The sequence below is a fragment of the Pseudomonas sp. 8 R 14 genome (assembly GCF_900005955.1).
In the GTDB taxonomy this organism is placed as follows: domain Bacteria; phylum Pseudomonadota; class Gammaproteobacteria; order Pseudomonadales; family Pseudomonadaceae; genus Aquipseudomonas; species Aquipseudomonas marginalis.
Genome location: NZ_CVTH01000050.1, coordinates 1 through 25,575 on the forward strand (window position 1 = coordinate 1; position 25,575 = coordinate 25,575).

The window sequence follows — 25,575 nt, forward strand, 5'->3', positions numbered from 1 at the left end:
AGCGGGCTTACTAGAGAAGCTTGTCTGCCTCTAGCGGTTGAAGCGCTCAACCAGCGCGTATTGGGTGGCCGCGGTATTGGTCAGTTCCTTGCTCAGGTCCGTGGATTGATGGGCTTGTATCGAGGTCTGGTCGGCCAGTTCGGCGATGGTGGTGATGTTGCGGCTGATCTCCTCGGCGACGGCACTTTGTTCTTCGGTGGCGGCGGCGATCTGGGTGGTCATGTCGGTGATATGCGACACCGCTTCGCTGATCCCCACCAGGGCCTGGTCCGCTTCCAGCACCCAGGCCACGCCTTCCTGGGCCTGGCGCTGGCCGTTTTCCATGCTTTGCACCGCGTTGCTGGAGGATGCCTGGAGCTTGGTGATCAGCCCATGGATCTGGGTGGTCGATTGTGAAGTGCGCTGGGCCAGTTGGCGCACTTCGTCGGCTACCACTGCAAAGCCTCGGCCTTGTTCGCCGGCTCGCGCTGCTTCGATTGCGGCGTTGAGGGCGAGCAGGTTGGTTTGGTCGGCGATGCCCTTGATCACATCCACCACGCTGCCGATTTCGTCGCTGTCCCTGGCCAGTTGCGCCACGGTCACCCCGGTCTCGCCGACCATGGTGGACAGACGCTCGATGGCTTCACGGGTATCGCGCGCCACTTCGCGGCCGCGCCCGGTCAGCACGTTGGCCTGTTGGGTGGCGTCGGCGGTGCGTTGTACATGGCTGGCGACTTCCTGGGTGGTCGCGGCCATCTGGTTGACGGCCGCCGAGACCTGTTCGGTTTCCACGCGCTGGCGGTTCAGGCCTTTGGCGCTGGCGGCAGCCAACTGATCGGATTGCCCCGCCAGGGTACTCAGTTGTTCGGCGCTGTCCTGCAGGCGGGTGAGGCAGGTTTTCAGGCGCGCGGTCTGGCTGAGAAACGCGGTTTCTAAACGCGACTGTGGGCCGCGTGCGTCACTGTACATCTGCGCGATCAAGGCATCCGACGTCGAGGGTTCGACCCCCTCCAATAGACGCAGGGTACTGCCCTGGCGCCAGCGCGAGCACAGCAGGCCCACCGGCAGCGCGACCGCCACGGCCACTGCGACGGCCACCGGTGCACTGAGGAACAGCCCGGCGACGCTGCCAGCCACACCGGTGGCCATGTACGGCACGCAACTCACTGCCGCCGGCAGCCAGGCATCCTGGCGCGGCACGCCCGGCTTGCCTTGGCTCAGACGCCGGTAGAGGGCCTGGGCGCGGCGGATTTCATCGGCCGTAGGCTTGACCCGCACCGACTCGAAGCCAACGACCCGGCTGCCGTCGAAGATCGGCGTGACGTAGGCATTGACCCAATAGTGGTCGCCGTTTTTCGAGCGGTTCTTGACGATGCCCATCCACGGCAGGCCTTGCTTGAGCGCGCTCCACATGTGGGCGAAAACGGCGGGTGGCACGTCGGGGTGCCGCACGATGTTCTGGGGCGCGCCGATCAGGTCGGCGCGTTCAAAACCGCTGATATCGACGAAGGCGTCGTTGCAGTAAGTGATCATCCCTTGAACATCGGTGGCGGAGATGAGTTTTTGCGAAGGCGCGAGTGAAATCTCGCGCTGTGTTACGGGCTGGTTGTTGCGCATTCCGACTACTCCCTGAATTGCCATAAGTTCATCGGCATCACACGGAATAAGTTGATGGCGATTGTTTGATATAAACCGGGACGTGACGAATGGCGTTCAGGAGGGCCTAAGTGGCGAATTGTCCTGGTGCGATACGAAAACAGTTTTTGCCTGCGCGCTTGGCTTCATATAACGCACCATCCGCATGGGCAATCACTGTTTGTGCGCAGGTATGTGACGTACTGTCGGCGCCTTCAAAGAGGGCAATGCCGATGCTGGCTTGCAAGGCATAGGGAAGAGCGCAACGCTCAGAGGCCTGTCGCAATGTTTCTATAATTCGTTGCGCTGCCAGGGTGGCAGAGGTCATGCCGGAATTATTCATCAGCAGAATAAATTCGTCTCCACCCAAGCGGCCGGCGCAATCCTGATTTAGCCTGACAATCGATTTAAGTGTTGCACCAAATTCGGCTAACGCCTTGTCACCTTCGGCATGTCCGTGGTTATCGTTGATGCTCTTGAAACCATCCAGATCTATATAGAGCACCGCAAAGTGTTTATCGGCATGCCGGCTGCGGGCCAGGGTGTTTTCAATCAGTTCGAGTATCCCCATACGGTTGTACAGGCCGGTGAGGGGGTCATGGGTCGCGCGGATTTCGTTCTTGGCCTCGGCCAGTAACGCGCGCACCAGGTTATCGTTCAACGTGTTGAGCAGTAGCCACATGCCCGTCAAGTACAGCGGGGCCTGGAGCAGGAATATCCTCAGCAGCGGTTCCGGCTGAAACAAGGTGGCGAGCTTCATGGGCACATCCGTCAGCAATATTTGAGTAAATGCATAGCGCGGTACACCTTGATTACGCATGGCGATCGCGGCATTCACGCTCACCATTGAGGTGCACCCGAGAACTTGAAGAATCGCATCGCCGCTGATCAGGCAACCAGCGGTACCCAGGCCCAGCTCCGCCGCCCAGACCAGGCCCAGTAATAACGATAGATCAATGACATAAGGATATTTTTGGCCGCCGTATTTATTGATCCAATACAGCAGTGCTAACCGTGAGAGCCAGATCATCGAATCAATGATGAGCCAGGCAATGAAGAATTGGCTCGGGTGCAGTGTAACCGCGACTGTGCATATCACCAGGCTGTTAAACCAACCGACCCAGAGCACCCCCTTGGAAGAAAAAGGCCCGGCTATAAGTTCGCTGCGTATGCGCGTGTCATACGGTGCGTCTGCATTCGTCAGCCATCTCATCGCCTTTGTCGCAGGGAGTTGATATTCCATATTGACCCTCACCTGAAGCCCTGAAATCAAATAGTGGCATATGGCTATGCTGGCACCGTTCCAGCGGCTTTTCAAATGCTATGAGATAAAATTTGCGGGGCATTGATTCATGAAATATTCACTTGTTATTCAGCACATCCGTCGGGGAATCGCGCCGGTAGAACCGCTATCCATCACCCCGCATGATTGAAAAGCCTGAAACTTCCCGATGAAAAACCTCATAATGGCGGCCATTTTTGTTTAGCCCGTTATTCTGGTGTGCCCCCATGGAAATCAAGGTCAACTTTCTCGACAACCTCCGGCTTGAAGCCAAGTTCGATGACTTCACGGTGATTGCCGACCAGCCTATTCGCTATAAAGGCGATGGCTCGGCACCGGGGCCGTTCGATTACTTCCTGGCTTCGTCGGCGTTGTGTGCGGCGTACTTCGTCAAGTTGTACTGCAGCACGCGCAACATCCCCACGGACAATATTCGCCTGTCGCAGAACAATATTGTCGATCCGGAAAACCGCTATAACCAGATCTTCAAGATCCAGGTGGAGTTGCCGGCCGATATTTCCGATAAGGACCGCCAGGGCATCCTGCGCTCCATCGACCGTTGCACCGTGAAGAAAGTGGTGCAGGCCGGGCCGGAGTTCGTGATCGAAGAAGTGGACAACCTCGACGCCGATGCCCAGGCCCTGTTGATGCCGAGCGCGGGCAGCGAGGCGGGCACTTATATTGCTGGCAAGGACCTGCCGCTGGAGCAGACCATCGCCAACATGTCCGGGATCCTTGCCGGCCTGGGCATGAAGATCGAGATCGCCTCATGGCGCAATATCGTGCCGAACGTGTGGTCGCTGCATATCCGCGACGCCCATTCACCGATGTGCTTTACCAACGGCAAGGGCGCGACCAAGGAGGGCGCCCTGGCGTCGGCGTTGGGCGAGTTCATCGAGCGGCTCAACTGCAACTTCTTCTACAACGACCAATTCTGGGGTGAGGAACTGGCCAATGCGCCGTTCGTGCATTACCCGGACGAACGCTGGTTCCAGCCGGGCCCGAATGACGAGCTGCCCGGGGAAATCCTCGACGCCTACTGCCTGAAGGTCTACAACCGCGACGGCGAGCTGCGCGGTTCGCACCTGTTCGACACCAACTCCGGCAATGAAGCGCGCGGCATCGTTTCGCTGCCGTTCGTGCGCCAGTCGGATGGCGAGGTGGTGTATTTCCCGTCCAACCTGATCGAGAACCTCTACCTCAGCAACGGCATGAGCGCGGGCAACACCCTGGCCGAGGCCCAGGTGCAGTGCCTGTCGGAGATTTTCGAGCGGGCAGTGAAGCGCGAAATCATCGAGGGCGAATTTGCCCTGCCGGACGTGCCGGCTGACGTGCTCGCGAAGTACCCGAGCATCCTGGCGGGTATTGCAGGCCTGGAAGCCCAGGGCTTCCCGGTGCTGGTCAAGGACGCGTCCCTGGGCGGCGAATTCCCGGTGATGTGCGTGACCTTGATGAACCCGCGCACCGGCGGCGTGTTCGCCTCGTTCGGTGCCCACCCGAGCCTGGAAGTGGCGCTGGAACGCAGCCTCACCGAACTGCTGCAAGGCCGCAGCTTCGAAGGCTTGAACGACCTGCCGCAGCCGACCTTCGAAGGCCAGGCGGTGACCGAGCCGAACAACTTCGTCGAGCACTTTATCGACTCCAGCGGTGTGGTGTCGTGGCGCTTCTTCAGCGCCCAATCGGACTACGAATTTGTCGAGTGGGACTTCTCAGGCGAAGGTGAAGACTCCAACGCCCAAGAGGCCGCGACCTTGTTCGGCATCCTCGAAGGCATGGGCAAGGAAGCCTATATGGCGGTGTACGAACACCTCGGCGCAACCGCCTGCCGCATCCTGGTGCCGGACTACTCGGAAATCTACCCGGTGGACGACCTGATCTGGGACAACACCAACAAGGCGCTGTTTTTCCGCGAGGACATCCTCAATCTGCACCGCCTGGACGAAGCGGAATTGCAGGGGTTGGTCGAGCGCCTGATCGAAAGCGAGCTGGACGACTACACCGACATCACCACCCTGATCGGCATCGAGTTTGACGACAACACGGCCTGGGGCCAACTGACCATCCTCGAATTGAAGCTGCTGATCTTCCTCGCCTTGCAGCAGTACGAGGAGGCCAAGGAGTGCGTGGAGATGTTCCTGCAGTACAACGACAACACCGCTGAGCGTGGCCTGTTCTACCAGGCGATGAATGCGGTGCTGGAGATGGAGCTGGACGACGACCTGGAACTGGCGGACTACGAAGCCAACTTCCGCCGCATGTTCGGCAATGAGCGGATGGATGCGGTGATCGGCTCGGTCAACGGCAGTGTGCGTTTCCATGGGCTGACACCGACCAGCATGAAGCTGGAAGGGCTGGACCGGCATTTGCGCTTGATCGAGAGCTACAAGAAGCTGCATTCGGCGCGTGCCAACATCGTCCAGGGGTGACGCGTACCCAATGTGGGAGGGGGCAAGCCCCCTCCCACAGTTGATCCCTGTTGCCTGGGGGATTTATATACGGGCCAAGGCTTGCGCCAGGTCCGCCCGTAGATCCTCCACGTCCTCAACCCCCACCGACAACCGTACCAGCCCGTCGCCAATCCCCAACTGCGCGCGGGTCGCCGCCGGGATGCTGGCGTGGGTCATGATCGCCGGGTGTTCGATCAGGCTTTCCACGCCCCCCAGGCTCTCGGCCAGGGCGAAGAGCTTGACGGTTTCCAGGAAGCGCGTGGCGCCGGCCAGGTCGCTGTTCAAGTCGACTGAAATCATCCCGCCAAACCCGCGCATCTGCCTGTGTGCCAGTTCGTGCTGCGGGTGGGACGCCAGGCCTGGGTAATAGACCCGGGATACTTGCGGTTGCTGTTCCAGCCAGGTGGCCAGGTCGAGGGCGTTGCTGCAATGGCGCTCCATGCGCAGGGCCAGGGTTTTCACGCCGCGCAGGGTGAGGAAGGCATCGAACGGGCCGGCGATGGCACCAACCGAGTTTTGCAAAAAACCCACGCGCTCGGCCAACTCGGGGTTGTCGCCGACGATGGCGATGCCACCGATCACATCGGAGTGACCATTGAGGTACTTGGTGCTGGAGTGCACCACGATGTCGAAACCCAACTCCAGCGGACGCTGGATCCACGGGCTGGCGAAGGTGTTGTCGGCCACGCAGAGAATGCCGCGGCTGCGGCAGATACGGGCGATGGCGCCGAGGTCGGTGAGGCTCAGCAGCGGGTTGCTCGGGGTTTCGACCCAAACCATGCGCGTGTCGTCCTGCAAGGACGCTTCGAACGCCGCCACATCACTCAGGTCGACAAAGCTGAAACGGTGCCCGGCACTGCGCTGGCGCACCTTGTCGAACAGGCGGAAGGTGCCGCCGTAGAGGTCGTTGCCGGACACGATATGGGCGCCGGCATCCAGCAACTCCAGCACCGTGGAGATTGCTGCCAGCCCGGACGCGAAGGCAAACGCCTGGCTGCCGCCTTCGAGGTCGGCCACGCAGCGCTCCAGGGCAAACCGCGTGGGGTTGTGGGAGCGGCCGTAGTCGAAGCCCTTGTGTACGCCGGGGCTGTCTTGCAGGTAGGTGGAGTTGGCGTAGATCGGCGGCATCAGCGCGCCCGTGGTCGGGTCAGGTGACTGCCCGGCGTGGATCACACGGGTGGCAAACGCGCTTTTATCGGGCTGGCTCATGCAAGGGATCTCCGCAGGTGGTTGAGCAGGTCGACGCGGGTGATCAGGCCGTGAAAGCCCGCCGCGTCGGCAATGATGGCGACCAGGCCGCGGTCCAGTTCAGCCTGCAATTCGGCCAGGCTGGCGCCGGGGGCCAGGGTGTGGACTTTGTCGCTCATGGCGCTGGCGACCATCATGGAGAAGTCCGCCGCGTCATGGTGCAGGCCCAGCAGGATGTCGGACTCATCGATCACCCCCACCAGTTCGCGGCCGTCCACCAGCACCGGCAGTTGCGACACGTCCGCCAGGCGCATGCGCTGGAAGGCGGTGAGCAGGGTGTCGTCGGGGCTCACGCTGATCACGCGACCATCTTCGAAGCGCCGCGCGATCAAGTCGCGCAGGTCGCCGTAGTGCTTGTAGTGCAGCAAGCCTGCATCGGTCATCCATTGGTCGTTGTAGACCTTCGACAAATAGCGGGTGCCGGTGTCGCAGACAAAGGTGACCACGCGCTTGGGCACCGTTTGTTCGCGGCAATACCGCAGCGCGGCCGCGAACAGGGTGCCGGTGGATGAACCGCCGAGAATGCCCTCGGCCTTGAGCAGCTGGCGGGCGTGGTCGAAGCTGTCTTCATCGCTGATGGAGTAGGCGTGGCGTACGCTGGACAGGTCGGCAATCGACGGGATGAAGTCCTCGCCGATGCCTTCCACCGCCCACGAGCCGGGTGTTTCCAGCTTGCCGCTGCGGCTGTATTCGGCCATCACCGAACCCACCGGGTCGGCGAGGACCATTTCCAGCTCGGGCTGCACCCGTTTGAAGAAGCGCGTCAGGCCGGTGAGGGTGCCGGCCGAGCCGACGCCCACCACAATCGCGTCTACATCGTGTTGGGTCTGGGCCCAGATCTCCGGCGCGGTGCTGGTCTCGTGGGCCAGGGGGTTGGCCGGGTTGTTGAATTGGTCGGCGAAGAAACAGCCGTCAATCTCCTTGGCCAGCCGCGCGGCCATGTCCTGGTAATACTCGGGATGGCCCTTGCCCACATCGGAGCGGGTGATATGCACCTCGGCGCCCATGGCCTTGAGGTGCAGCACTTTTTCCGTGGACATCTTGTCGGGCACCACCAGCACCACCCGATAACCTTTCGCCCGGCCCACCAGCGCCAGGCCCAGGCCGGTGTTGCCGGCGGTGGCTTCAATGATTGTGCCGCCGGGGCGCAGGCGGCCGTCGCGTTCGGCGGCGTCGATCATGGCCAGGCCGATGCGGTCCTTTATGGAACCGCCGGGGTTCTGGGATTCAAGCTTGAGGAACAGCGTGCAGGGGCCGGTATCGAAACGGCTGACCCGAACCAGCGGCGTGTTGCCGATCAGCTCGAGTACGGCAGGGCGGGGTAGTGTGGGCATGTCGTCACCTGGGGGCTTAGGGTGGGGGACAGCAAATCGCAGAGCATGGTCTGGAACAGTAGGTCGGTATTGGGTCGGTCGCAACCGAGGGGTCGATTGAATGACTTTTTTTGGCGCATGGGCGATGCCCGGGTGCGCCATCTACGCGCATGTTTTGCGGCGATACCCTTGTATTCATTGGCAGAGTGACCTGGCGTGGGCTTTGCTTTAGATAAATCCAAACTTGGATACAAGATGGAGTTTCCCATGCACAACGTTGTTGGCTGGACCCTCGGTGAATGGCAGGCCGCTTACCGCAACGGCACGATCACGCCGGACATTTTGCTCACCCTGGCCGCGCAATACCCCGCCGAGGACAGCGCCTGGATCGCCCGCGCCCAGCCGTCGTCATTGGCCGAGCAGTTGGCACAGTTGAGCGAACGGCTGGCAGCCCTGGGCGGCGATATGACCCAGCTGCCGTTGTATGGCGTGCCGTTTGCGATCAAGGACAACATCGATGCGGCCGGCTGGTACACCACTGCCGCCTGCCCCGAATTTGCCTACCGCGCGACCCGGGATGCCTCGGTCGTGCAGAAGCTGCGCGCCGCCGGCGCAATCCTGATGGGCAAGACCAACCTCGATCAGTTCGCCACCGGCCTGGTGGGCACCCGCTCGCCGTATGGCGCGGTGGGCAACAGTTTCAATGGCGATTACGTCAGCGGCGGCTCCAGCTCCGGTTCTGCGTCGGTGGTCGCCCGTGGGCTGGTGGCGTTTTCCCTGGGCACCGACACGGCGGGCTCCGGGCGTGTACCGGCGGGGTTCAACAATATCGTCGGCTTGAAGCCGACCAAGGGGCGTTTGTCCAATACCGGCCTGGTGCCGGCTTGCCGCACGGTGGATTGCGTCTCGGTGTTTGCGTTGACCGTGGAAGATGCCGAGACCGTGGCGCACGTTGCGGCGGGATACGACGCCAGCGACGCCTATTCCCGCGCCAACCCCAACACGGCGCCAGTGGCGGTGGGCGCTTCGATCAAGCTGGCCATCCCGGCGGCCCTGGAGTTTTTCGGCGATACCCAGAACCAGGCCGTGTTCGAACACGCGGTCGAACACTTCAAGGCGCTGGGCGCGGTGATCACCCCGGTGGATTTCACTGCGTTCAAGGAACTGGCGGACCAGCTGTACTTCGGCCCTTGGGTTGCCGAACGCACCGTGGCCCTGGAAAGCATGCTCGAAAACCAGCCCGAGGCAATCAACCCGGTGGTGCGCGGCATTGTCGAAAATGGCCGCCAGTACAGCGCCTGCGACGCCTACAAAGCCGAATACCTGCGGGCCGAACTGAGCCGCCGCATCAATGACAGCCTGGCCGGTTTCGATGCCTTGCTGGTGCCGACTTCGCCAACCCTGCGCACCATGGCCGAGATGGCGGAGGAGCCGGTGCGCTACAACTCGCAGTTCGGCTACTACACCAACTTCACCAACCTGGCCGACCTCTCGGCCCTGGCGCTGCCGGCCGGTATCCGCGCCGATGGCTTGCCCAGCGGCATTACCTTGCTCGCACCGGCCTGGCATGACACGGCGCTGGCGCACCTGGGCAAGCGCTGGCAATCCAGCCTGGAGCTGCCTTTAGGTGCCACCCAGCGCTATCTGCCGGCACCGTCCGCACCCGCCCAAGCCCCCGGCTGCGTGCGCGTGGCAGTGGTGGGCGCACACCTCACCGGCATGCCGCTGAATGTCCAGCTGACGACGCGCAACGCGGTGCTGGTGGAGCAAACCCTGACGGCCGACACCTACCGCCTGTACGCGCTGCCGGGCACGGTGCCGCCCAAGCCCGGGCTGGCCAAGGCGGACAGCGGTCGGGCGATCATCGTCGAGCTATGGGACATGCCCCTCGCACGCTTTGGCGAGTTCGTCGCCGAGATCCCCGCGCCGCTGGGGATCGGCAACCTGCTGCTGGCCGATGGGCGCAGCGTCAAAGGCTTCATCTGCGAGCCCTGGGCCCTGGCCGACGCCCTCGACATCACCGAGTTCGGTGGCTGGCGCGCCTTTATTGCGAGTCGCGGTTAAGCATGGGGGCCAAGACACGCCCCGACAGCCTGGCCGAGCAGATCTACGCGCAGCTCAAGGCGGATATTTTCGACTTCCGACTGCTGCCGGGCGATCGTTTCAGCGAAGGCGAGGTGGCCGAACGCATGCACGCCAGCCGCACGCCGGTGCGTCAGGCGCTGTATCGCTTGGAACGGGAAGGGTATCTCGAGGTGTATTTTCGCAGCGGCTGGCAGGTGAAACCGTTCGATTTCGCCTACTTCGAAGAGCTCTACGACGTGCGCATCGTATTGGAACTGGCGGCTGTCGGCCGGTTATGTGCGATGGACGAACCGAACCCGATGCTGCAAGCGTTGCAGGCGACCTGGCAGGTGCAGGAGGGCGAGCGCCTGGAGGACGCCCAGGCCGTATCGGCGCTGGATGAGCGTTTTCATTGCGCGTTGGTGGAAGCCACCGGCAACCGTGAAATGGCGCGCATGCACTACGCCATCACCGAGCAAATCCGCATCATCCGGCGGCTCGACTTTACCCAGGCGCCCCGCATTGCGGCGACGTACGAAGAGCATGGGCAACTGCTCTCGGCCATCGTGCAACGCCAGGCTGACCAGGCGCAGCACCTGCTGCAGCGGCATATCGAACTGAGCAAGCAGGCGGTGCGCGAGATCACGTTGCACCGGTTGCATACGGCCCGGCAGGTGGGGGGGCAGATTTCCTGATGCCCTGAGCTTCTGTGGTGAGCGGGCTTATTGTGGTGAGCGGGCTTGCTGTGGTGAGCGGGCTTGCCCCGCGCTGGGCTGCGCAGCAGCCCCAATCAGGCTCCCTGTGTTCTGTCGGGTAAACCGCAGCGCCTGGTTTTGGGTCTGCTTCGCAGCCCAACGCGGGGCAAGCCCGCTCGCCACAGGTTAGGAGTAGTCCTCAGATCACGTGGGGCGTGGAGGTGCAATCTCGAATGCGTTATTGGTTGAGCCTGCGCAAGCTTATTGTGGTGAGCGGGCTTGCTGTGGTGAGCGGGCTTGCCCCGCGCTGGGCTGCGCAGCAGCCCCAATCAGCCTCCCTGTGTTCTGTCAGGTAAACCGCAGCGCCTGGTTTTGGGTCTGCTTCGCAGCCCAACGCGGGGCAAGCCCGCTCACCACAGGTTACGAGTAGTCCTCAGATCACGTGGGGTGTGGAGGTGCACTCTCGAATGCGTTATTGGGTGAGCTTGCGCACGCTTATTGTGGTGAGCGGGCTTGCTGTGGTGAGCGGGCTTGCCCCGCGCTGGGCTGCGCAGCAGCCCCAATCAGCCTCCCTGTGTTCTGTCAGGTAAACCGCAGCGCCTGGTTTTGGGTCTGCTTCGCAGCCCAACGCGGGGCAAGCCCGCTCACCACAGGTTACTGGGCCTGGCGTGAAAGCCTTTGCAGCTTTGCGATGACCGCCTCGGTTGCCCGCTGCATCGGCGCCCGCAACTCACTGTCGATCAAGCCCTCCAGCGCCAGTGCGGCTTTCACCGGCGCCGGGTTGGGCTCCATGAACAGTGTGTTGATCAACGGCACCAAGCCAAGGAACGTCGCCCGCGCCTCAGCCAACTGGTTGTCCCGTACCTGTTGCCACAGCGCCACAAACTGTTCGGTGCACACATGGGCCGACGCGGCAATCGCACCGCTGGCACCCAGGCACAGCGCATTGAAGATCTGCAGGTCCTCGCCACACAACACATCGGCCTCACCGCTGGCCAACACCGCCAGGGTATTGCCCAGGTTGCCGCCGCAGTCCTTGATCGCCACGATCTGCGGGTGCGCGACGATGTTCAGCAAGGTCGCCTGCTCGAAGGTCACGCCGGTACGGTAGGGAATGTCGTAGAGAATGATCGGCACGCTGGACGCATCGGCCACCGTGCGAAAGAACGCTTCTAGGCCGGCCTGGGAAGGGCGGATGTAACTCGGCGCCGGCACCAGCAAACCCGCCAGCGGGCGCTTGAGGATCTCGGCCTGGAATTGCAGCAGCTCAATCTGGTTGTTGCCCGCCAGGCCCATCACCACGCGGTGGGCGGGCACCTGTTGCAATACCGCATCCAGCACGGTCAGTTGTTCCTGGCGGCTGAGCGATGCAGCTTCGCCCGTGGTGGTGCACACCATGATCCCGGCCACGTGCTTGCCCAGCAGGTGGCTGACCAGGCGGTGCAGGCCGACAAAGTCGATGGCGCCATCCTGGAACGGCGTGACCACGGGAACCCAGATACCTTGAAACGATGACATGCACTTTCTCCTGATGATTGACCGCTTGAGTCACCGTCAGAAGGGCATGGGGAATTGTGCAAGGGGGAGGGAGTCCGCGCTCAATGTCCTGTCAGCTCATCTGACGGGACAGCGCGCCCCGGTCACATGAGCGACTGTTTCTTCGATTTGAGGGCGTGCGCAACGCAACCTTGCGCCTTGGCAATCAAGCCAATGACGGAAAGGTTAACCACTGAGGTTGCGGACATAAGCTGACACACCCATGAAGACTGGGGCTATCTTCATGGAATATTACGAGGTGTGTCAACTTCCTCCGTAGCTTGAATGCGCCGGTGCAGGTGGATCAGCCTTTTATCGCTGCTTCAATCGCCGCAATGTCGATTTTGGTCATGGTCATCATCGCGTCGAAAGCACGTTTGGCTATTGTCGAGTCAGGGTTGGCCACCGCATCGGTCAACACCCGAGGCGTGATCTGCCACGACAATCCCCATTTATCCTTGCACCAACCGCAGGCGCTGGCCTGGCCGCCGTTGTCGATAATGGCGTTCCAGTAGCGATCGGTTTCGGCCTGGTCATCGGTGGCGACCTGGAAGGAAAACGCTTCGCTGTGGGGGAATATCGGGCCGCCATTGAGGCCAATGCACGGGATGCCCATCACGGTGAATTCCACCGTGAGCACATCGCCCTGTTTGCCGGACGGGTAGTCACCGGGGGCCAGGTGCACGGCGTCGAGCGTACTGTCGGGGAAGGTGCTGGCGTAGAAGCGCGCAGCCTCCTCGGCGGTGTCGTTGTACCAGAGGCAGAGGGTGTTCTTGCGTTTCATGATCGGTCTCCACGGACAATGGGTCCATGGAGTTTAGACGGCCAACTGCCGTTCGATCGCCGCCTTGTCGATCACCGACCAGACCTGGGCGATTTTGCCGTCGACGAACGTGTAGAAAACGTTCTCCGAGAACGCCACCTGGCGACCATTGATCGCCAGCCCGAAAAACTCGCCCCGGGGCGTGACATTGAAGTTCAGCCGGCAGGCGACGGTGGGCGGGTCGGCGATCAGCAACTGGATGTGGAACACCAGGTCGGGGATCTCGCGGAGGTCGCGCTCCAGCATGGCGCGGTAGCCCTCCAGGCCGACCACCTTGGCGTTATAGGCCACGTCAGGATGGACGAAGTCGCCCAGGCGGTTCCAATCCTGCCGGTTCAGGCAGTCGATGTAGCCGAGGTAAAGGTCGGCAAGTTGGTTGCGGGTCATGTTTTTTTCCTCAAGCCCTGCGTGCGGTCAACAACACCGTCGCCGCCGCTGACAACAACCCCGCACAGCAGCGGTTGAATATCCGCTTGCCACGCGGCTCGGCAAACCAGCGGCGCATGTGCAGGCCCATATAGGCGTAGAGGCTGATGGCGATCCATTCCAACACCAGGAACAGCGCGCCCAGCACGGCGAATTGCGGGGTGATGGGTTGGCCGGGGACCACGAATTGCGGGAGGAACGCGGTGAAGATCAGGATCGCCTTGGGGTTGCCCGCCGCCACCAGGAACTCCTGTCGCGCCAGTGCCCACAAACCCACCTTCGCGCCTGCCGATTGCGCCTCAGCCTGCGGATCAGCCCGCCACAGCTGAAATGCCAGATAAAACAGATACGCCGCGCCCACAATCTTGATCGCGTAGAACAACAACTCCGACGTCTGCAGCACCACCGCCAACCCCGCAGAGGCGAGGGCGATCATGCCGGCAAAGGCCAGCAGGCGGCCGATACCGGCGATGCAGGAGGTGCGGTAGCCATAGCGGGTGGAGTTGCTCACGGACAACAAGTTATTGGGGCCGGGCGCCATGTTCAGGGCGAAGCAGGCGGGGAGGAACAGGGCGAGGGTGGCGAGGTCCATGGCGGCTCCGGTTTTGGACGGACGGGGAGCGTCGAGGATAAGGGGAGTGGAGATGGTTGGACAATGTGCGGCTTGATTCCCATGTCCGGCGTGCAGTCGCCGCCTCATGCACAGGCGGCCCTGTGACTGCTCCGGCTAAGCCACCTGATTCGCAAACCTGCCCACCGCGTCGACCACCCGCTTGGCGCCATCCTGAATTTCCACAATGACCTGGCCTGCCTGCGTGGCGAGTTCAAGACCTTGCTCTGCCTGGGATTTGCTGTTGGCCATTTCGGCGACGGTCTCATCCACCAGTTTCTGGTTCTGCAGCACCACCGAGGCGATTTCTTCCGTCGCCGTGCTGGTGCGCCCGGCCAGTTGTCGCACTTCATCAGCCACCACCGCAAAGCCGCGACCTTGCTCGCCTGCACGGGCGGCTTCAATCGCGGCATTCAATGCCAGCAGGTTGGTTTGCTGGGCAATGCTGCTGATGGTCTGAATGATCGAACTGATCAGCAGTGACTGTTTTCCGAGGGCTTCGACTCCACCGGCAGCCGCCTGCATATCAGCGGCGATTTTATGCATGGTATGCATCGTGTCGTTGACCACGACGGCTCCACGCTCGGCACTGACATCGGTCTGCCGGGAAATTTCAAATGCGGTTTGCGCCGCGCCACTGACTTCCTGTTCCCGGGCAACCTGGTCGGAGACCACCGTGGCGAACTTGACCACCTTGCACAGTGCGCCTTCAGTGTCATACACCGGGTTGTAGGTTGCTTCCAGCCACACGGTCTGGCCGCGGCTGTCAACGCGTTCAAATCGGCCGGCTACAAACTCGCCCCTGTTCAGGGTTGCCCAGAAATCCTTGTAGTGCTGCGACGAGGTTTCCTCCGGCTTGCAGAAAATCCGGTGGTGGCTGCCTTTGGCTTGTTCCAGGCTGTAGCCCATGGCGTGCAGGAACTGTTCATTGGCGGTGATGACATGCCCGGAGAGGTCGAACTCGATCACCGCCGTCGAGCGCAGCAATGCCTGGATGAAAGAAGTGTTTTCCGATGCTTTTTCTACCCGGGCGGTAATGTTCGTTGCATAGCAGGTGACATGACTCAGCTGGCCGCTCGCATCCGTGATCGGCTGCCAATGTGCATGCAGCCATATCAATGAGCCGTCGGCATGCAGGTAGCGGTAATCGTCGGTAATGGACTTGCCTGCGGCGACCGCCGCTCGGAAATTATGAAAGCAGGGCAGCTTGGAGACGTACTGCGGGACGATCTCGGCCATGGCACGGCCTCGAAGTTGCTCCGGGGTGCAGCCCAACGACTTGGCAAAGTTGTCGTTGCATGCGGTGATCTTGAATGTCGAGTCGATGCTCAACGTCAGCATTTCACGGTTCAGGCCATCGCGCAGTTGGCGCAGTTCCAACAGCTCGGCTGCCTGGGCGTGAAGCTGGTTCTTGGCTTTTGTATTGAACATGGGAAACCGCCTCCTTGGGTTATATCCAGCCTATCGGCACGTCATTCTGCAAATTTAGGCCGTTCGACGGGTAAAGCTTCATCAGCCAGCCGGATCCCCGCTAACGTGTTGCGGTCCGCCGCATGTACCGCGCTGGCGGCGAGCCCAGTGTCTTGCGAAACATGCTGATGAACGAACTGACCGACTCGTACCCGAGGGCTTCGGCGGTGCGTTGCACGGATTCGCCCTCGGCCAGGCTCTGCAAGGCCACGATGATTTGCCATTGCTTGCGCCATTGGCCAAAGGTTAGCCCAGTTTCGCTTTTAACCAAGCGCGCCAGGGAGCGCTCGCTCATGGCGACCTGGCGTGCCCATTGGGCCATGGTGCAGCGATTTGACGGGTCCTGGGCCAACCCCCGTGCGATGAAACGCAGCTGCGTTGTGGCCGGAAGCGGCAGGTACAGCTGTTCCGAGGGGGCCAGTTCCAACTGTTCGAGGAGCACGCTCGCCACGCGTGCATTGGCAGACGCCGGCGGATAGTCCTGGGCTTGGGCGCTCAAGTGCAGGATCAATTCCAGGACCAGCGGTGACAGCACCAGCGTGCAGCATGTGTGCGGTAATGCTGCGGCACCGGGCTCTACGAACAGATAGCCGATCTTGCCGTTGGCGGTCACCCTGTTGCTGTGGGCAATACCGCCCGGAATCCATACGCCGAACCCCGATGGCACCATCCACACGCCATCCTCTACGGTGCACACGATGCCGCCGTGATACGCCACCACCAGTTGGCCTTTGCGGTGCGTATGGACGGGGAATTCGGTGTCGTTTCGCTGGCTTCCCAGCATCAACGCCACTGCGGGTTGGTCGAAACTGTCCAGTTCGAATTGATCCACCCCGTAGAGATGTGTCTCGTCCACGTCGCGCACCTCGATTGTCTGAATTTGATTATATCTTGGCAGCATACTCAATATCGGCACGGCCTTGCAGTCCCTACCATCGTCAGCAAGGCCATTGCCGACTGCGAGATTCAACGATGCTGAGCGAAATCACGATTGCCCACCTCTACCTGCCGCCTTTCTTGCTCTACCTGGGCGTTACCGCCGTGGTTTACGCACTGCTGGAGCGGATCGTGCGGCCCTGGCTGGACTGGGCCTGGCACCCGAGCATGGCGCGTTTCTGCATGTCGTTGATCGTTCTCTCGATCCTCGTGCTGAAGTTTTGAGGCGCGGGCGATGACGATCAAACACCTGCTCAAGACCCTCGTCACCCTGATGCTCGGCTTGACCGCGCTGCTGTTGTGTACGCAGTTGTGGCGCGCCTATGAGCTGGCCCCCTGGACACGGGACGGGCGGGTCAGCGCGCAAGTCATCCGCATTGCCCCCGAAGTGTCCGGCCAGGTTGAACAACTGCTGGTCGAGGACAACCAGTGGGTCGCCAAGGGCGCGTTGTTGTATCAGATCGACCGCAGCGCCTATCTGCTGGCCCGGCAACAGCGAACGGCCGAGCTTGCCGAGGCGCGCAGCGTGTTCGAACAGCGCCGCTCACAGCTCAGCCGTCGCCAGCAACTCGGCGATGCCATTGCGCGGGAGGAGACCGACAATGCGGCCCGGGACCTGGCGGTGGCCAGGGCGCGGGTGGACGCGGCCCAGAGCCAGTTGGCCCACGCGCAGCTGGATCTGCAGCGCACGACGGTTCGTTCACCGGTCGACGGGTATGTGACCCAGCTGCGGCTGCAGCCGGGTGACTACGCGGCGGCGGGCGATACCAATATCTATGTGGTCGACAGCCATAGCTTCTGGGTCACCGGTTACTTCGAGGAGACCAAGCTGCCCGGTGTTCGCGTGGGGGCCGCAGCGTCCATCAAGCTCATGGGCTTTGCGCCGCTGCTTGAAGGGCATGTGGCGAGTCTCGGCAGAGGCATTGCCGACGGCAACGAGCTGCGCAGTAACAGTGGCTTGCCCCAGGTGGCTCCTACGTTCAGCTGGATACGCCTGGCCCAGCGTGTGCCGGTTCGGATTGAGCTGGACAAGGTGCCACCGGGCGTGGAGCTGGCGGCGGGGATGACTGCGAGTATCGAGGTCGCCGAGGCGGGGGCCGCCCCCCATTGGCGGCTTACCCAGTGGCTGCAGGATTTCATGTGATGGTCGGCGCACTGCGAATGCTCGGGGCATGGCCGCCCGAGACCTCGGGGTATGTGCTGCGCAGTCTTGCGGCGGCCACATTGGCCCTGTGGCTGGGCTTCCAATTGCACCTGGAGGCGCCGTTCTCGGCGGCTTCGACCGTGTTGCTGCTGATCCATCCGCTGCAGGGCGCGGTGGTCGGCAAGGGCTTCAATCGCGTACTGGGAACCCTGGTGGGGTTGCTCGCCGCCCTGGTCCTGACCGGCCTGTTCGCGCAAAAAATGCTGCTGTTCATCCTCGGGATCGGGGTGTGGCTCGGCCTTTGTGTCGGTGCCATGACCGTGCTTCGGCACTACCAGGCCACGGCGGCAGTGGTCGCAGGCTATACGGTTTGCCTTGCCCTGGGCCCGGCCATTGTCGCCCCGCAGCAAGGTTTCGAGCATATAGTGGCGCGGGGCACGGCCGTGGTCCTCGGGGTGTTGAGCCTGAGTCTGGTGGCGACGCTGTTCAGCCGCAAGACCGTCGAGTCCAAACTGAACAAGGCGCTTGAGGACATCGCCGCCCGTACCTTGGGATTGCTGGCCTTGCGAATGGAGGGGGAGCAGGGCGCGCAACTGGCTAGTGTGCAGGGCCAGCTCGCCATCGATGTGGGTAAGGTGGACGAGCTTCTCGGGATCGGCCGAGGTGAGTCCCGCCTGATCCGTTCCAGGCTTGCGACCCTGCAGGCAGGGCTTGCGTATGTGCATGGGGTGATCCTGGACGAGTCACCGCTCAACCGTGGTGGCTTGCCTTCCCTCGTTAGGATGGGCGCGCAGCTGCAACAGCTGGCCGAAGCAAAGCCGGGTTTTTCCGCGGCAGCCGAGCATGTCCGGGAGATGCAGCACTGCCTCGCCCAGGCGCATGAAAACTGTCAAAGCCAGCAGTGCTTGAGTGAACAATTGGCAGACCTGTCCAGCGCCTTGCTGAGCTTTGCCTGCCTTGAACGCGCGCCCCGGACGCCGGCCCGCGCCGTGGGGTTCCACCGCCATTACGGCGACGCGCTGCGCAACGGTCTACGCGCCCTGGTGGCCACGCTTGCAACCGCTGCGGTCTGGTACCTGACCGCCTGGGACCAGGGGCCAACCTTGCTGGCAGTGTTGGGCCCGTGTTGCACCTTGCTGGCCACCAGCCCGGCGCCCGCTCAAGGCATCGGCCGCTTCTTCGAGGGGACGCTCTACGGCATCGTAACGGCAGCGGCGTGCAAGTTCCTGGTGTTGCCGCACATCAGCGGGTTCGCGTTGCTCAGCATCGTGCTGATCGCCTTCTGGACCGTCGGCATTCATGCCACCACCCGGCCGCGCCACGCCTTGCAGGGCATTGCCTACCTGATCGCGTTCAACACCCTCGTCGGCACCGGCGGCACGGCCCAGTACGACTTCACGGACTTCGCCAATCAAGCGCTCGCCTGGCTGGCAGCGCTTGCCATCTGCCTGCTGGCCTTCCAGCTACTGCCGGGGAAATCCGCCCGCCATGTACACGTCCTCACCCAGGCGCTGCACAGGGACACCCGGCGCTTACTCCGGCACGGGCGCCGCATGGACCTGCTCAAGTGGCAGGCCCGGCAACAGCACCGATTGGTCGCCTTGCAGGCACTCTTGGGCGCTGGTCACCAACCGGCGGGCGGCGCCGGCTCTGTGTCCCTTCAATTGAGTCGCCGGCTGCTGACTTTACAACGCCAGACACGGGAGCTGGAACCTGACTCGGCGATCGCCACGTGCGCGCAAAGGGGCGAACAGCGTATTTCACGGTATGCCTCCACTCCCGCGATCAGCGCGGCTCAGGCACGTCGGACGTCGAGATCATTGACCCGGCTGGGGGCTCACGCTCTGGCGGCTGGCTACCAGGAGTTAGCCGGGCTGCTCGACACCTATTCAAGCATTACCAACGCGGATATCCGCATCCATTCCAGTTCAAACAACCAAGGTGAGATGAAATGAAGCAACTCCTTATCTGGACGCTTTTCGGCATGATCGCGTCGACGCCATGGGCCGTGCAGGCATCGGACGGGGCTGAGGCGCTGGTGCGCTGGCAGCAGCAATTCAAGCAGGAGCAAAAACAGCGGGCTGAACGCCCGAGGGGGGATCAGGGCTCCAGGTCCAAGGCCGCAATGACCGGGAAAGGGAAAACCTGATCGGATAGCGGCCGGGGCAGGGACATTCCTCGGGCGAGGGCTTGATTGAACAGGTTTTGCAGAAGCCCCTCACCCCGCCGCAGAGTCAGAAGCTCTCAAGACGCACGTGGATTCCCGCTCGTCCAGCCAGCTCGATAACGTCTTCCAGTCGATCCGCGTCAACAATGAAACCGTCGTAATTTTCACCTCCGGAGTCCAGGTGAAGAAACCGTTTACCGAACCGGGCGAGCCACTGATCAAAGTTATCGAGAACCTGTGGCATGGAGGTAGCGTCTTCCCGTACATAGGCGTAGGGCGCCTTCAAGCCACTGGCGCTGACCAGAAAGGGCGCTTGATACTCAAACACGTCATAGCCCTTCCAATCCACGCTGAGGAGTACAAGGTGTTCAAGTTTTTGCCCCTTGGCGTCATTCAGGAAACCTTCGGTGAGGGCACTGCAGGGGTCATCTCCCATCGCGTATCTGCGCATAACGCGGCGGACAAGTCTGGCGCCTTCTTTTTCCGCAGTGGTCGCCACCAGCGCCTGGGCAAAGGCTTCGAGGGCTTTTTTCTGGGTGGGGTCGCTGCGCTCGGGCCGTAGCTCTTTCATGATCGCTGAAGCGCTGAGGTTGGTTTCCTAGGGAGGAGGCATGGTAAAGCGCCCACCAAACAACCGATCCAAAATGCCCATGTCTGTCCCTGTATGAGTGTGAGGAAAACCATTGAGTCAAGCACAACTGCCGTTCAACAACTGTCCCGGGACGATCAAGGCAAGGACGCTGGGGTCACGGTGTACCAGCCCGACGGCGTTTTGGCACACACCTGGGGTTTCAGCGGCGTTTCTACGGTGGTGTCGGCCTGGGTGGAGAGTTGGCGAACGGCAATCACGCAGCCGGCCTTGAACGTGCTGATTTTCATCATTTGAAGTTCCATTTCATAGTCTTTACCGGGCTCGGGGATGAGCGTGACAGGCGCGGGAAAGCAGGAGAGTTGCGATCCCCCCATGGCGAACCCTGCAATAAACGGTTTACCGGCCGGGATGACATGTTCGTCAAACACCTTGGGCGATTGATTGATGGCTTTGCTCGCCTTGCTGGCAGGCATGCCAATCACGCTGTTCTGGCGGTCTGTCGCCCGGAAAGGGTAGAGTCCCGCCGAGTCGACATGGGCTGTTTGCCATCCGGCTTCTTCAGGGGTTTTGGTCAGCAGGGACTCGTTGTAGAACATCTCGCAGGTCTGGCCACTGATAAAGCCTGCGTGGGTGGTGTCACCGGTGATCAGGCGGACACGCGCCGTATTGGCCGGGTCATATCGACTGATTTGTGCTTCGTTGCGAACGTCGGTCTTGGTGGTGGCGCAGCCGATCAGCGTCAAGCTGACGGCCAGGGGAAACAGTAAACGCATGGGTAACCTTCATATCCTGTGAGGGTTGGGGGCCGCAACCATACTATGGCGGGGATATGTTCGCCCACTTGCGATACACGGGGGAAGGGACAGGGAGGGGACGTTCATGGCGGCTGTACATTGACGTAACATAGCCGCATAACACTCAGCCTCGGATGTTATCGGGAATGAAAACTGGCCCACTGGACGGGATGAAAATTGCCTATCACATCACCAGCTCACACGTTGCGTGCACTGTCGGAGCTCGATTACTACCACATTAGGTCGGTTCAGCTCCCCGTTGAAATCACCATGCTTGACGCGTGGAACATCACAACGGCTGAGCCGGGGCTGGCCATGCGGCTGGCTTTCCGAATAAGGGACGCAATTTCTTCGTTATTCGGTGTGAGGCGAATCGGCGGGTTCTCGGGCGTTGCGCGAAAAACGGTACACGCAGGTGAACACCTGGATTTCTTTCTGGTGGAGCACAGCGCCTCCAATATCCTGGTTCTTACCGAGCGTGACAGGCATCTGGATGTCATGATCTGCCTTTCGATAACAGATCGTGTGCTCACCATCACATCATCGGTCGTCACGCATAACCTCTATGGACGCATCTACATGTTACCGGTAGGGCTCGCCCATAAAGTGATCGTCAGTAGTCATCTGCGCCGACTGAAGAGAAGCCTTGAAGGGCAGTAGAGGTTGGTTGTTCCGGCTGCATTTCATCGATCAGCGAACCCGTACACGACTCCATCAGCACCCATCCTGTCGCCCACTGACAGGCGCATGCACGGCCAGCAACTCAGTCACCCATTCGATAAACACACGCAGCTTGAGGCTGATATGCCGGTTCGGCGGAAAGGCCACGTAAAGCGGCATCGGATCAAGGTGCCAGTCCTTGAACAAGGGCACTAATTCGCCCCGGTCCTCGAAGGCTTTCGACATGTAGGTGGGCAGCCACAGCACGCCAAGGCCCGCCAGGCCGGCAGCAAGGTAGGCATTGCCATCATCGACCGCCAGGGCGTAGCGGCCCTTGATCTGGAGACTTTCCTGGTGCTTGCCCATGGCATAGGGCAAGGGCTTGCCGGTGCGGGCCCACAGGAAGCCGACGATACGATGGTTGGCGTCTTCCAGTTCCCGTGGGTGGGCGGGCGTACCTACGCGTGCCAGGTAGCTCGGCGCGGCAAACACGCCGAGCGCCAGGTCGCCTACACGTCGGGCCATCAGGGATTGGTCGGTGAGTTCACCGCCACGCACCACGCAATCGACGTTCTCATCGATCATGTCGACGATACGGTCGCTGACGCCCATGTCGATCTGGATGTCCGGGTAGCGGGCGTAAAACCCAGGCAACGCGGGGACGAGGATCATGCTGGCCAGTGGGCTCGGCACATCCACGCGCAGGCGGCCCCTGGGCAGGGTTGCCGCGCCGGACAGGCTGGTCTCGGCGTCGTCCATATCGGCCAGCAGCTGCAGCACGCGTTCGTAGTACACGGCGCCGTCGGCCGTGACGTTGACTTTGCGCGTGGTGCGGTTAAGCAATTTAACCCGCAGGCGTGCCTCCAACTGCTGCACCAGTTGCGTCACGGTGGTCTTGCTCATGTGCAGGGTCTCGGCGGCCTTGGTGAAGCTGCCGGCTTCCACCACGCGAGCAAATGCCTGCATTGCATCAAAACGGTCCATTAAGGCCTCGGCGATCGATTGTTTGGGTTTCACAAACAGTGCTGGCCAAGGTTGCTGGTTTATCGCCCTGGCACAAGCCCCTAGAGTCTGCCCATCGTTAATTGCGGGTCAATCTCGACCCTTTGATGGAGGCTTCCATGACGCAGCGTAATGTGGTTTTTCCGCCTGGACGCCAGGCGCTGTATGAGCGCAATCGCTATTCACCGGCCATTAAGTCCAATGGCTTTTTATTCGTGTCGGGGCAGGTCGGCAGCCATGCAGACGGCTCGCCCGAGCCCGATCTGGAGGATCAGGTCCGTCTGGCGTTCAACAACCTGAATGCGATCCTGGGGTCTGCCGGCTGCACCTTTGACGATGTGATCGATGTGACGGTGTTTATCGTCGATCCCGAATCCAGGTTCGAGACGATCTGGAAGGTGGTGCCGGAGTTCTGGGGCGAAGCGCCGCACCCGACGCTGACTGGCGTGGGGGTTACCTGGCTGTATGGGTACCAGTTCGAGATCAAGGTGATTGCCAGGCTTCCTGTGTGAATCCGTGCTGGCACATCCACCTCAGCAAGCACGGCTAGGCGCAGGCTGTCGGTATAGTTGATCCTATCGTCCAACGCCTATCCCGGAGCTTGCAACCCGTGTCTGACTTGCCAGGCAACGCCGCCTACACACAGCGTTTCGACGCCGTACTCGCCTATATCGACGCGAATCTTGAAGGTGACTTGTCGGTGAAGACGCTGAGCGGGGTGGCGCATTTTTCGGTGTTTCACTTCCATCGGCAATTCACCGCGTTCGTGGGCATGCCGGTTGCGCGCTATGTGCAACTGATGCGCCTGCGCCGCGCGGCACATGACTTGTCTTCCCGCGCTGATTATTCGGTGCTGGAGGCGGCGCTGGGGGCCGGCTTCGAAAGTCCTGAAGCCTTTGCCAGGGCGTTCAGGCGAGCGTTCGGCATGGCGCCGAGCGCATTCCGGAAACGACCGGATTGGCAGCTCTGGCGCGCGGTATTCAGCGTCCCTTACTTTTCCAGGAGCATCATCATGCAGGTACGAATTGTGGAGTTTCCTGCGGTCAAGGTGGCCGCATTCGAGCACCGCGGCGCCCCAGGGCGCGTGAATGAAAGCGTGCAGACATTCATTGCGTGGCGCATGCACAGCGGGCAGTCGCCGGTGGCTTCAAGTCGCAGCTTCGGTATTCCCTTCGACAATCCTGATACGACCCCGGCCGATGAGTTCCGGTTTGCCATTTGCGGCGAGATTCACCAGGCGCTGGCCGCGAATGAGTTCGGCGTCACTGAACGCGTCATCCCCGGCGGGCGCTGTGTGGTGGTGCGTCACGTGGGTTCGCCGGATCACATCGCAGAGTCGATCTATCCGATCTACCGCGACTGGCTGCCTGGCAGCGGCGAGGAGCTTCGGGACCAGCCGTTGTTTTTCGAATACCTGAGCATTTTCCCCGAGACACCGCAGGATCAATGGCAGACCGATATTTATGTGCCGTTGCAGTAGCGGCGCTCGCCAGCCTGTGGGAGCGCGACTGCGCTTCCACGCCCGGTGTTGCGGCCAGCTACGGCTGAGCGGTCCACACCGCCAGCTCATAACCATCCGGGTCAATGAAGTGAAACCTGCTGCCACCGGGGAACGAAAAGGTCTCGCGGCTGATCACGGCGCCGACGGATTTGAGCCGCTGCTGCGTGGCTTCAAGATCATCCGCGTACAGGATCACCAGCGGGCCACCCGGTCGTACGGGCTCTGCGGTAGTGAACCCGCCGGTCAGCCTGCCATCGCTGAACTCGGTGTAGGTGGGGCCGTAGTCGACGAATGCCCAGCCGAACACTGCGCCGTAGAAGGCTTTGCTGCGGGCGATATCGCCCACGTTGAACTCGATATTGTCGATCTGTCGGTCTGGACCGCGAACGCTCATGGTTGCCTCCTTGGCGGATGGTTGAGGGGCGAGTGTAGCGGTTTACACCCGGGACTGGGTTACCATGCCGGCGCGAAATTTCCGCCGAACCCTCTGGCCACTTATGTCCTCCAACGCGCTGTACACCGACCTGTCCATCTACTACGACCTGATGTGCGCCGACATCGACTACCGCGCGCAGAGCCACAGCGTGCGCCGGCTGCACCAGTTGTTCGGCAATGACGGGCGCCGCCATCTGGACCTTGCCTGTGGCACCGGGCCCCATGTGCGCCACTTCCTCGACTTCGGCTACCGCAGCACCGGCCTGGACATCAGCCAACCGATGCTGGACCTCGCCCAACTGCGTTGCCCCGAGGCAGGGTTCAGCCGCCAGGACATGGCCGGTTTCCAGGTGGACGAACCGCAAGACCTGATCACCTGCTTCCTGTACTCGACTCACTACAACCCCGGGCTGGCCCAACTGCGTGCCTGCCTCGCCAGCGTGCACGGCGCACTCGCCGACAACGGCGTGTTCTGCTTCAACGCGGTGGACAAACTGCATATCGACAACCGCTTGCTGGTACGCCATAGCGTGGAGTTTGAAGGCAGTCATTTCACCTTCGGTTCCGGCTGGCATTACCGCGGAGAAGGGGAGCAGCAGGCACTGCGCCTGAGTATCGAAAAGACCACGGCGGGGGTGACCCAGGCCTGGCAGGATGAGCACACCATGGTGGCGCTGAGTTTCACGGAGTTGCAGGGGCTGTTACAGCCGTATTTTGAGGTGCAGGTGTTCGAGCATGACTATGAGCGGATCACGCCCTGGGCGGGCGTGACCGGCAATGCGTTGTTTGTGTGTGTGAAGCGGTAATGAACTGCCA

The 25,575-nt window shown here is 61.6% G+C and carries 25 protein-coding genes and 1 pseudogene; 11 read left to right on the forward strand and 15 right to left on the reverse strand.

Annotation, left to right across the window (positions count from 1 at the left end):
- Positions 1 to 30 precede the first annotated feature (30 nt).
- Together BFQ01_RS10245 and BFQ01_RS10250 are read right to left on the reverse strand one after the other, a co-directional pair.
- Complete coding sequence (locus BFQ01_RS10245; RefSeq protein ID WP_370671254.1) at positions 31 to 1,512, reverse strand: methyl-accepting chemotaxis protein; 1,482 nt, start codon at positions 1,510 to 1,512, stop codon at positions 31 to 33.
- A 190-nt stretch (positions 1,513 to 1,702) separates the two neighbouring features.
- A complete protein-coding gene (locus BFQ01_RS10250) occupies positions 1,703 to 2,857 on the reverse strand; it encodes a GGDEF domain-containing protein (protein ID WP_065925184.1) in 1,155 nt (384 codons plus the stop codon).
- Positions 2,858 to 3,123: 266 nt separating this feature from the next.
- Here BFQ01_RS10250 and BFQ01_RS10255 point away from each other — a divergent pair, with 266 nt between their 5' ends.
- Positions 3,124 to 5,322, forward strand: coding sequence for an OsmC domain/YcaO domain-containing protein (locus BFQ01_RS10255; RefSeq protein ID WP_065925185.1), 2,199 nt, complete (start codon positions 3,124 to 3,126; stop codon positions 5,320 to 5,322).
- Between the two features lie 63 nt (positions 5,323 to 5,385).
- Here BFQ01_RS10255 and BFQ01_RS10260 read toward each other — a convergent pair whose 3' ends face one another.
- Together BFQ01_RS10260 and BFQ01_RS10265 are read right to left on the reverse strand one after the other, a co-directional pair.
- Positions 5,386 to 6,552 carry a cystathionine gamma-synthase gene (locus BFQ01_RS10260; RefSeq protein ID WP_065925186.1) on the reverse strand — a complete coding sequence of 389 codons (1,167 nt, stop codon included), beginning with the start codon at positions 6,550 to 6,552 and terminating at the stop codon, positions 5,386 to 5,388.
- On the reverse strand, positions 6,549 to 7,925 hold the full coding sequence (locus BFQ01_RS10265) for a pyridoxal-phosphate dependent enzyme (RefSeq protein WP_027608450.1): 1,377 nt from the start codon (positions 7,923 to 7,925) through the stop codon (positions 6,549 to 6,551). The genes BFQ01_RS10260 and BFQ01_RS10265 overlap by 4 nt, the downstream gene beginning before the upstream one ends.
- 246 nt (positions 7,926 to 8,171) lie before the next feature.
- On the opposite strand from BFQ01_RS10265, the gene atzF reads away from it, so the two are divergent.
- The gene (atzF, locus tag BFQ01_RS10270; RefSeq protein ID WP_065925187.1) at positions 8,172 to 9,968 is read left to right on the forward strand and encodes an allophanate hydrolase; all 1,797 of its coding nucleotides are present in this window, start codon (positions 8,172 to 8,174) and stop codon (positions 9,966 to 9,968) included.
- Between the two features lie 2 nt (positions 9,969 to 9,970).
- Positions 9,971 to 10,663: a GntR family transcriptional regulator gene (locus BFQ01_RS10275; protein ID WP_065925188.1), complete on the forward strand. Its 693-nt coding sequence runs from the start codon at positions 9,971 to 9,973 to the stop codon at positions 10,661 to 10,663.
- A gap of 654 nt (positions 10,664 to 11,317) precedes the next feature.
- On the opposite strand, the gene dapA is transcribed toward BFQ01_RS10275, so the two are convergent.
- The 7 genes and pseudogenes from dapA to BFQ01_RS10305 form a co-directional block, all read right to left on the reverse strand.
- Positions 11,318 to 12,181, reverse strand: a complete 864-nt coding sequence (dapA, locus tag BFQ01_RS10280) for a 4-hydroxy-tetrahydrodipicolinate synthase (protein WP_065925189.1) — start codon at positions 12,179 to 12,181, stop codon at positions 11,318 to 11,320.
- A gap of 322 nt (positions 12,182 to 12,503) precedes the next feature.
- Positions 12,504 to 12,983, reverse strand: coding sequence for a VOC family protein (locus BFQ01_RS10285; RefSeq protein ID WP_065925190.1), 480 nt, complete (start codon positions 12,981 to 12,983; stop codon positions 12,504 to 12,506).
- Between the two features lie 33 nt (positions 12,984 to 13,016).
- Positions 13,017 to 13,409: an ester cyclase gene (locus BFQ01_RS10290; RefSeq protein WP_065925191.1), complete on the reverse strand. Its 393-nt coding sequence runs from the start codon at positions 13,407 to 13,409 to the stop codon at positions 13,017 to 13,019.
- 10 nt (positions 13,410 to 13,419) lie between these two features.
- The gene (locus tag BFQ01_RS10295) at positions 13,420 to 14,040 is read right to left on the reverse strand and encodes a LysE family translocator (protein ID WP_065925192.1); all 621 of its coding nucleotides are present in this window, start codon (positions 14,038 to 14,040) and stop codon (positions 13,420 to 13,422) included.
- 135 nt (positions 14,041 to 14,175) lie between these two features.
- The gene (locus tag BFQ01_RS33310; protein WP_370671255.1) at positions 14,176 to 14,613 is read right to left on the reverse strand and encodes a methyl-accepting chemotaxis protein; all 438 of its coding nucleotides are present in this window, start codon (positions 14,611 to 14,613) and stop codon (positions 14,176 to 14,178) included.
- Between the two features lie 102 nt (positions 14,614 to 14,715).
- A pseudogene (locus tag BFQ01_RS33315) lies at positions 14,716 to 15,489 on the reverse strand (PAS domain-containing protein); the annotation flags it as partial.
- A gap of 100 nt (positions 15,490 to 15,589) precedes the next feature.
- A complete protein-coding gene (locus tag BFQ01_RS10305) occupies positions 15,590 to 16,384 on the reverse strand; it encodes an AraC family transcriptional regulator (RefSeq protein WP_027608440.1) in 795 nt (264 codons plus the stop codon).
- A 116-nt stretch (positions 16,385 to 16,500) separates the two neighbouring features.
- On the opposite strand from BFQ01_RS10305, the gene BFQ01_RS10310 reads away from it, so the two are divergent.
- The 4 genes from BFQ01_RS10310 to BFQ01_RS10325 are packed head-to-tail and all read left to right on the forward strand — an operon-like array spanning position 16,501 to position 19,757.
- The gene (locus tag BFQ01_RS10310; RefSeq protein WP_065925194.1) at positions 16,501 to 16,689 is read left to right on the forward strand and encodes a DUF1656 domain-containing protein; all 189 of its coding nucleotides are present in this window, start codon (positions 16,501 to 16,503) and stop codon (positions 16,687 to 16,689) included.
- A 10-nt stretch (positions 16,690 to 16,699) separates the two neighbouring features.
- Positions 16,700 to 17,608, forward strand: coding sequence for an efflux RND transporter periplasmic adaptor subunit (locus BFQ01_RS10315; RefSeq protein WP_065925195.1), 909 nt, complete (start codon positions 16,700 to 16,702; stop codon positions 17,606 to 17,608).
- Positions 17,608 to 19,563, forward strand: coding sequence for an FUSC family protein (locus tag BFQ01_RS10320; RefSeq protein ID WP_065925196.1), 1,956 nt, complete (start codon positions 17,608 to 17,610; stop codon positions 19,561 to 19,563). Before BFQ01_RS10315 ends, BFQ01_RS10320 begins: the two co-directional genes overlap by 1 nt.
- A complete protein-coding gene (locus tag BFQ01_RS10325; protein WP_065925197.1) occupies positions 19,560 to 19,757 on the forward strand; it encodes a hypothetical protein in 198 nt (65 codons plus the stop codon). The genes BFQ01_RS10320 and BFQ01_RS10325 overlap by 4 nt, the downstream gene beginning before the upstream one ends.
- A gap of 85 nt (positions 19,758 to 19,842) precedes the next feature.
- Here the strand turns inward: BFQ01_RS10325 and BFQ01_RS10330 are convergent, their stop codons facing one another.
- Positions 19,843 to 20,346, reverse strand: a complete 504-nt coding sequence (locus tag BFQ01_RS10330; protein WP_370671252.1) for a DUF6630 family protein — start codon at positions 20,344 to 20,346, stop codon at positions 19,843 to 19,845.
- Positions 20,347 to 20,501: 155 nt separating this feature from the next.
- The gene (locus BFQ01_RS10335; protein WP_256097721.1) at positions 20,502 to 21,110 is read right to left on the reverse strand and encodes a hypothetical protein; all 609 of its coding nucleotides are present in this window, start codon (positions 21,108 to 21,110) and stop codon (positions 20,502 to 20,504) included.
- Positions 21,111 to 21,338: 228 nt separating this feature from the next.
- Here BFQ01_RS10335 and BFQ01_RS10340 point away from each other — a divergent pair, with 228 nt between their 5' ends.
- Positions 21,339 to 21,821: a DUF2867 domain-containing protein gene (locus tag BFQ01_RS10340; RefSeq protein ID WP_065925199.1), complete on the forward strand. Its 483-nt coding sequence runs from the start codon at positions 21,339 to 21,341 to the stop codon at positions 21,819 to 21,821.
- Between the two features lie 54 nt (positions 21,822 to 21,875).
- On the opposite strand, the gene BFQ01_RS10345 is transcribed toward BFQ01_RS10340, so the two are convergent.
- Positions 21,876 to 22,805, reverse strand: a complete 930-nt coding sequence (locus BFQ01_RS10345) for a LysR substrate-binding domain-containing protein (RefSeq protein WP_065925200.1) — start codon at positions 22,803 to 22,805, stop codon at positions 21,876 to 21,878.
- A gap of 137 nt (positions 22,806 to 22,942) precedes the next feature.
- Between BFQ01_RS10345 and BFQ01_RS10350 the strand changes: the two genes are divergently transcribed.
- Positions 22,943 to 23,335: a RidA family protein gene (locus BFQ01_RS10350; RefSeq protein ID WP_065925201.1), complete on the forward strand. Its 393-nt coding sequence runs from the start codon at positions 22,943 to 22,945 to the stop codon at positions 23,333 to 23,335.
- A gap of 98 nt (positions 23,336 to 23,433) precedes the next feature.
- Entirely contained in the window at positions 23,434 to 24,303 is an 870-nt protein-coding gene (locus BFQ01_RS10355; RefSeq protein ID WP_065925202.1) for an AraC family transcriptional regulator, read from the forward strand.
- A 58-nt stretch (positions 24,304 to 24,361) separates the two neighbouring features.
- Here the strand turns inward: BFQ01_RS10355 and BFQ01_RS10360 are convergent, their stop codons facing one another.
- The gene (locus BFQ01_RS10360; RefSeq protein WP_065925203.1) at positions 24,362 to 24,718 is read right to left on the reverse strand and encodes a VOC family protein; all 357 of its coding nucleotides are present in this window, start codon (positions 24,716 to 24,718) and stop codon (positions 24,362 to 24,364) included.
- Positions 24,719 to 24,821: 103 nt separating this feature from the next.
- Between BFQ01_RS10360 and BFQ01_RS10365 the strand changes: the two genes are divergently transcribed.
- Positions 24,822 to 25,565, forward strand: a complete 744-nt coding sequence (locus BFQ01_RS10365) for a class I SAM-dependent DNA methyltransferase (RefSeq protein ID WP_065925204.1) — start codon at positions 24,822 to 24,824, stop codon at positions 25,563 to 25,565.
- The last annotated feature ends 10 nt before the right edge of the window (positions 25,566 to 25,575 follow it).

What these genes read in the sequence shown, in the direction of transcription:
- BFQ01_RS10245 (WP_370671254.1), bottom strand. Translation starts at nt 1,512, where the DNA reads ATGATCACTTACTGCAACGACGCCTTCGTCGATATCAGCGGTTTTGAA.
- BFQ01_RS10255 (WP_065925185.1), top strand. Translation starts at nt 3,124, where the DNA reads ATGGAAATCAAGGTCAACTTTCTCGACAACCTCCGGCTTGAAGCCAAG.
- dapA (WP_065925189.1), bottom strand. Translation starts at nt 12,181, where the DNA reads ATGTCATCGTTTCAAGGTATCTGGGTTCCCGTGGTCACGCCGTTCCAG.
- BFQ01_RS10315 (WP_065925195.1), top strand. Translation starts at nt 16,700, where the DNA reads ATGACGATCAAACACCTGCTCAAGACCCTCGTCACCCTGATGCTCGGC.
- BFQ01_RS10350 (WP_065925201.1), top strand. Translation starts at nt 22,943, where the DNA reads ATGACGCAGCGTAATGTGGTTTTTCCGCCTGGACGCCAGGCGCTGTAT.
- BFQ01_RS10285 (WP_065925190.1), bottom strand. Translation starts at nt 12,983, where the DNA reads ATGAAACGCAAGAACACCCTCTGCCTCTGGTACAACGACACCGCCGAG.
- BFQ01_RS10360 (WP_065925203.1), bottom strand. Translation starts at nt 24,718, where the DNA reads ATGAGCGTTCGCGGTCCAGACCGACAGATCGACAATATCGAGTTCAAC.
- BFQ01_RS10290 (WP_065925191.1), bottom strand. Translation starts at nt 13,409, where the DNA reads ATGACCCGCAACCAACTTGCCGACCTTTACCTCGGCTACATCGACTGC.
- atzF (WP_065925187.1), top strand. Translation starts at nt 8,172, where the DNA reads ATGCACAACGTTGTTGGCTGGACCCTCGGTGAATGGCAGGCCGCTTAC.
- BFQ01_RS10295 (WP_065925192.1), bottom strand. Translation starts at nt 14,040, where the DNA reads ATGGACCTCGCCACCCTCGCCCTGTTCCTCCCCGCCTGCTTCGCCCTG.
- BFQ01_RS10345 (WP_065925200.1), bottom strand. Translation starts at nt 22,805, where the DNA reads ATGGACCGTTTTGATGCAATGCAGGCATTTGCTCGCGTGGTGGAAGCC.
- BFQ01_RS10320 (WP_065925196.1), top strand. Translation starts at nt 17,608, where the DNA reads ATGGTCGGCGCACTGCGAATGCTCGGGGCATGGCCGCCCGAGACCTCG.
- BFQ01_RS10260 (WP_065925186.1), bottom strand. Translation starts at nt 6,552, where the DNA reads ATGAGCCAGCCCGATAAAAGCGCGTTTGCCACCCGTGTGATCCACGCC.
- BFQ01_RS10275 (WP_065925188.1), top strand. Translation starts at nt 9,971, where the DNA reads ATGGGGGCCAAGACACGCCCCGACAGCCTGGCCGAGCAGATCTACGCG.
- BFQ01_RS33310 (WP_370671255.1), bottom strand. Translation starts at nt 14,613, where the DNA reads ATGCATACCATGCATAAAATCGCCGCTGATATGCAGGCGGCTGCCGGT.
- BFQ01_RS10325 (WP_065925197.1), top strand. Translation starts at nt 19,560, where the DNA reads ATGAAGCAACTCCTTATCTGGACGCTTTTCGGCATGATCGCGTCGACG.
- BFQ01_RS10310 (WP_065925194.1), top strand. Translation starts at nt 16,501, where the DNA reads ATGCTGAGCGAAATCACGATTGCCCACCTCTACCTGCCGCCTTTCTTG.
- BFQ01_RS10265 (WP_027608450.1), bottom strand. Translation starts at nt 7,925, where the DNA reads ATGCCCACACTACCCCGCCCTGCCGTACTCGAGCTGATCGGCAACACG.
- BFQ01_RS10250 (WP_065925184.1), bottom strand. Translation starts at nt 2,857, where the DNA reads ATGGAATATCAACTCCCTGCGACAAAGGCGATGAGATGGCTGACGAAT.
- BFQ01_RS10365 (WP_065925204.1), top strand. Translation starts at nt 24,822, where the DNA reads ATGTCCTCCAACGCGCTGTACACCGACCTGTCCATCTACTACGACCTG.
- BFQ01_RS10330 (WP_370671252.1), bottom strand. Translation starts at nt 20,346, where the DNA reads ATGAAAGAGCTACGGCCCGAGCGCAGCGACCCCACCCAGAAAAAAGCC.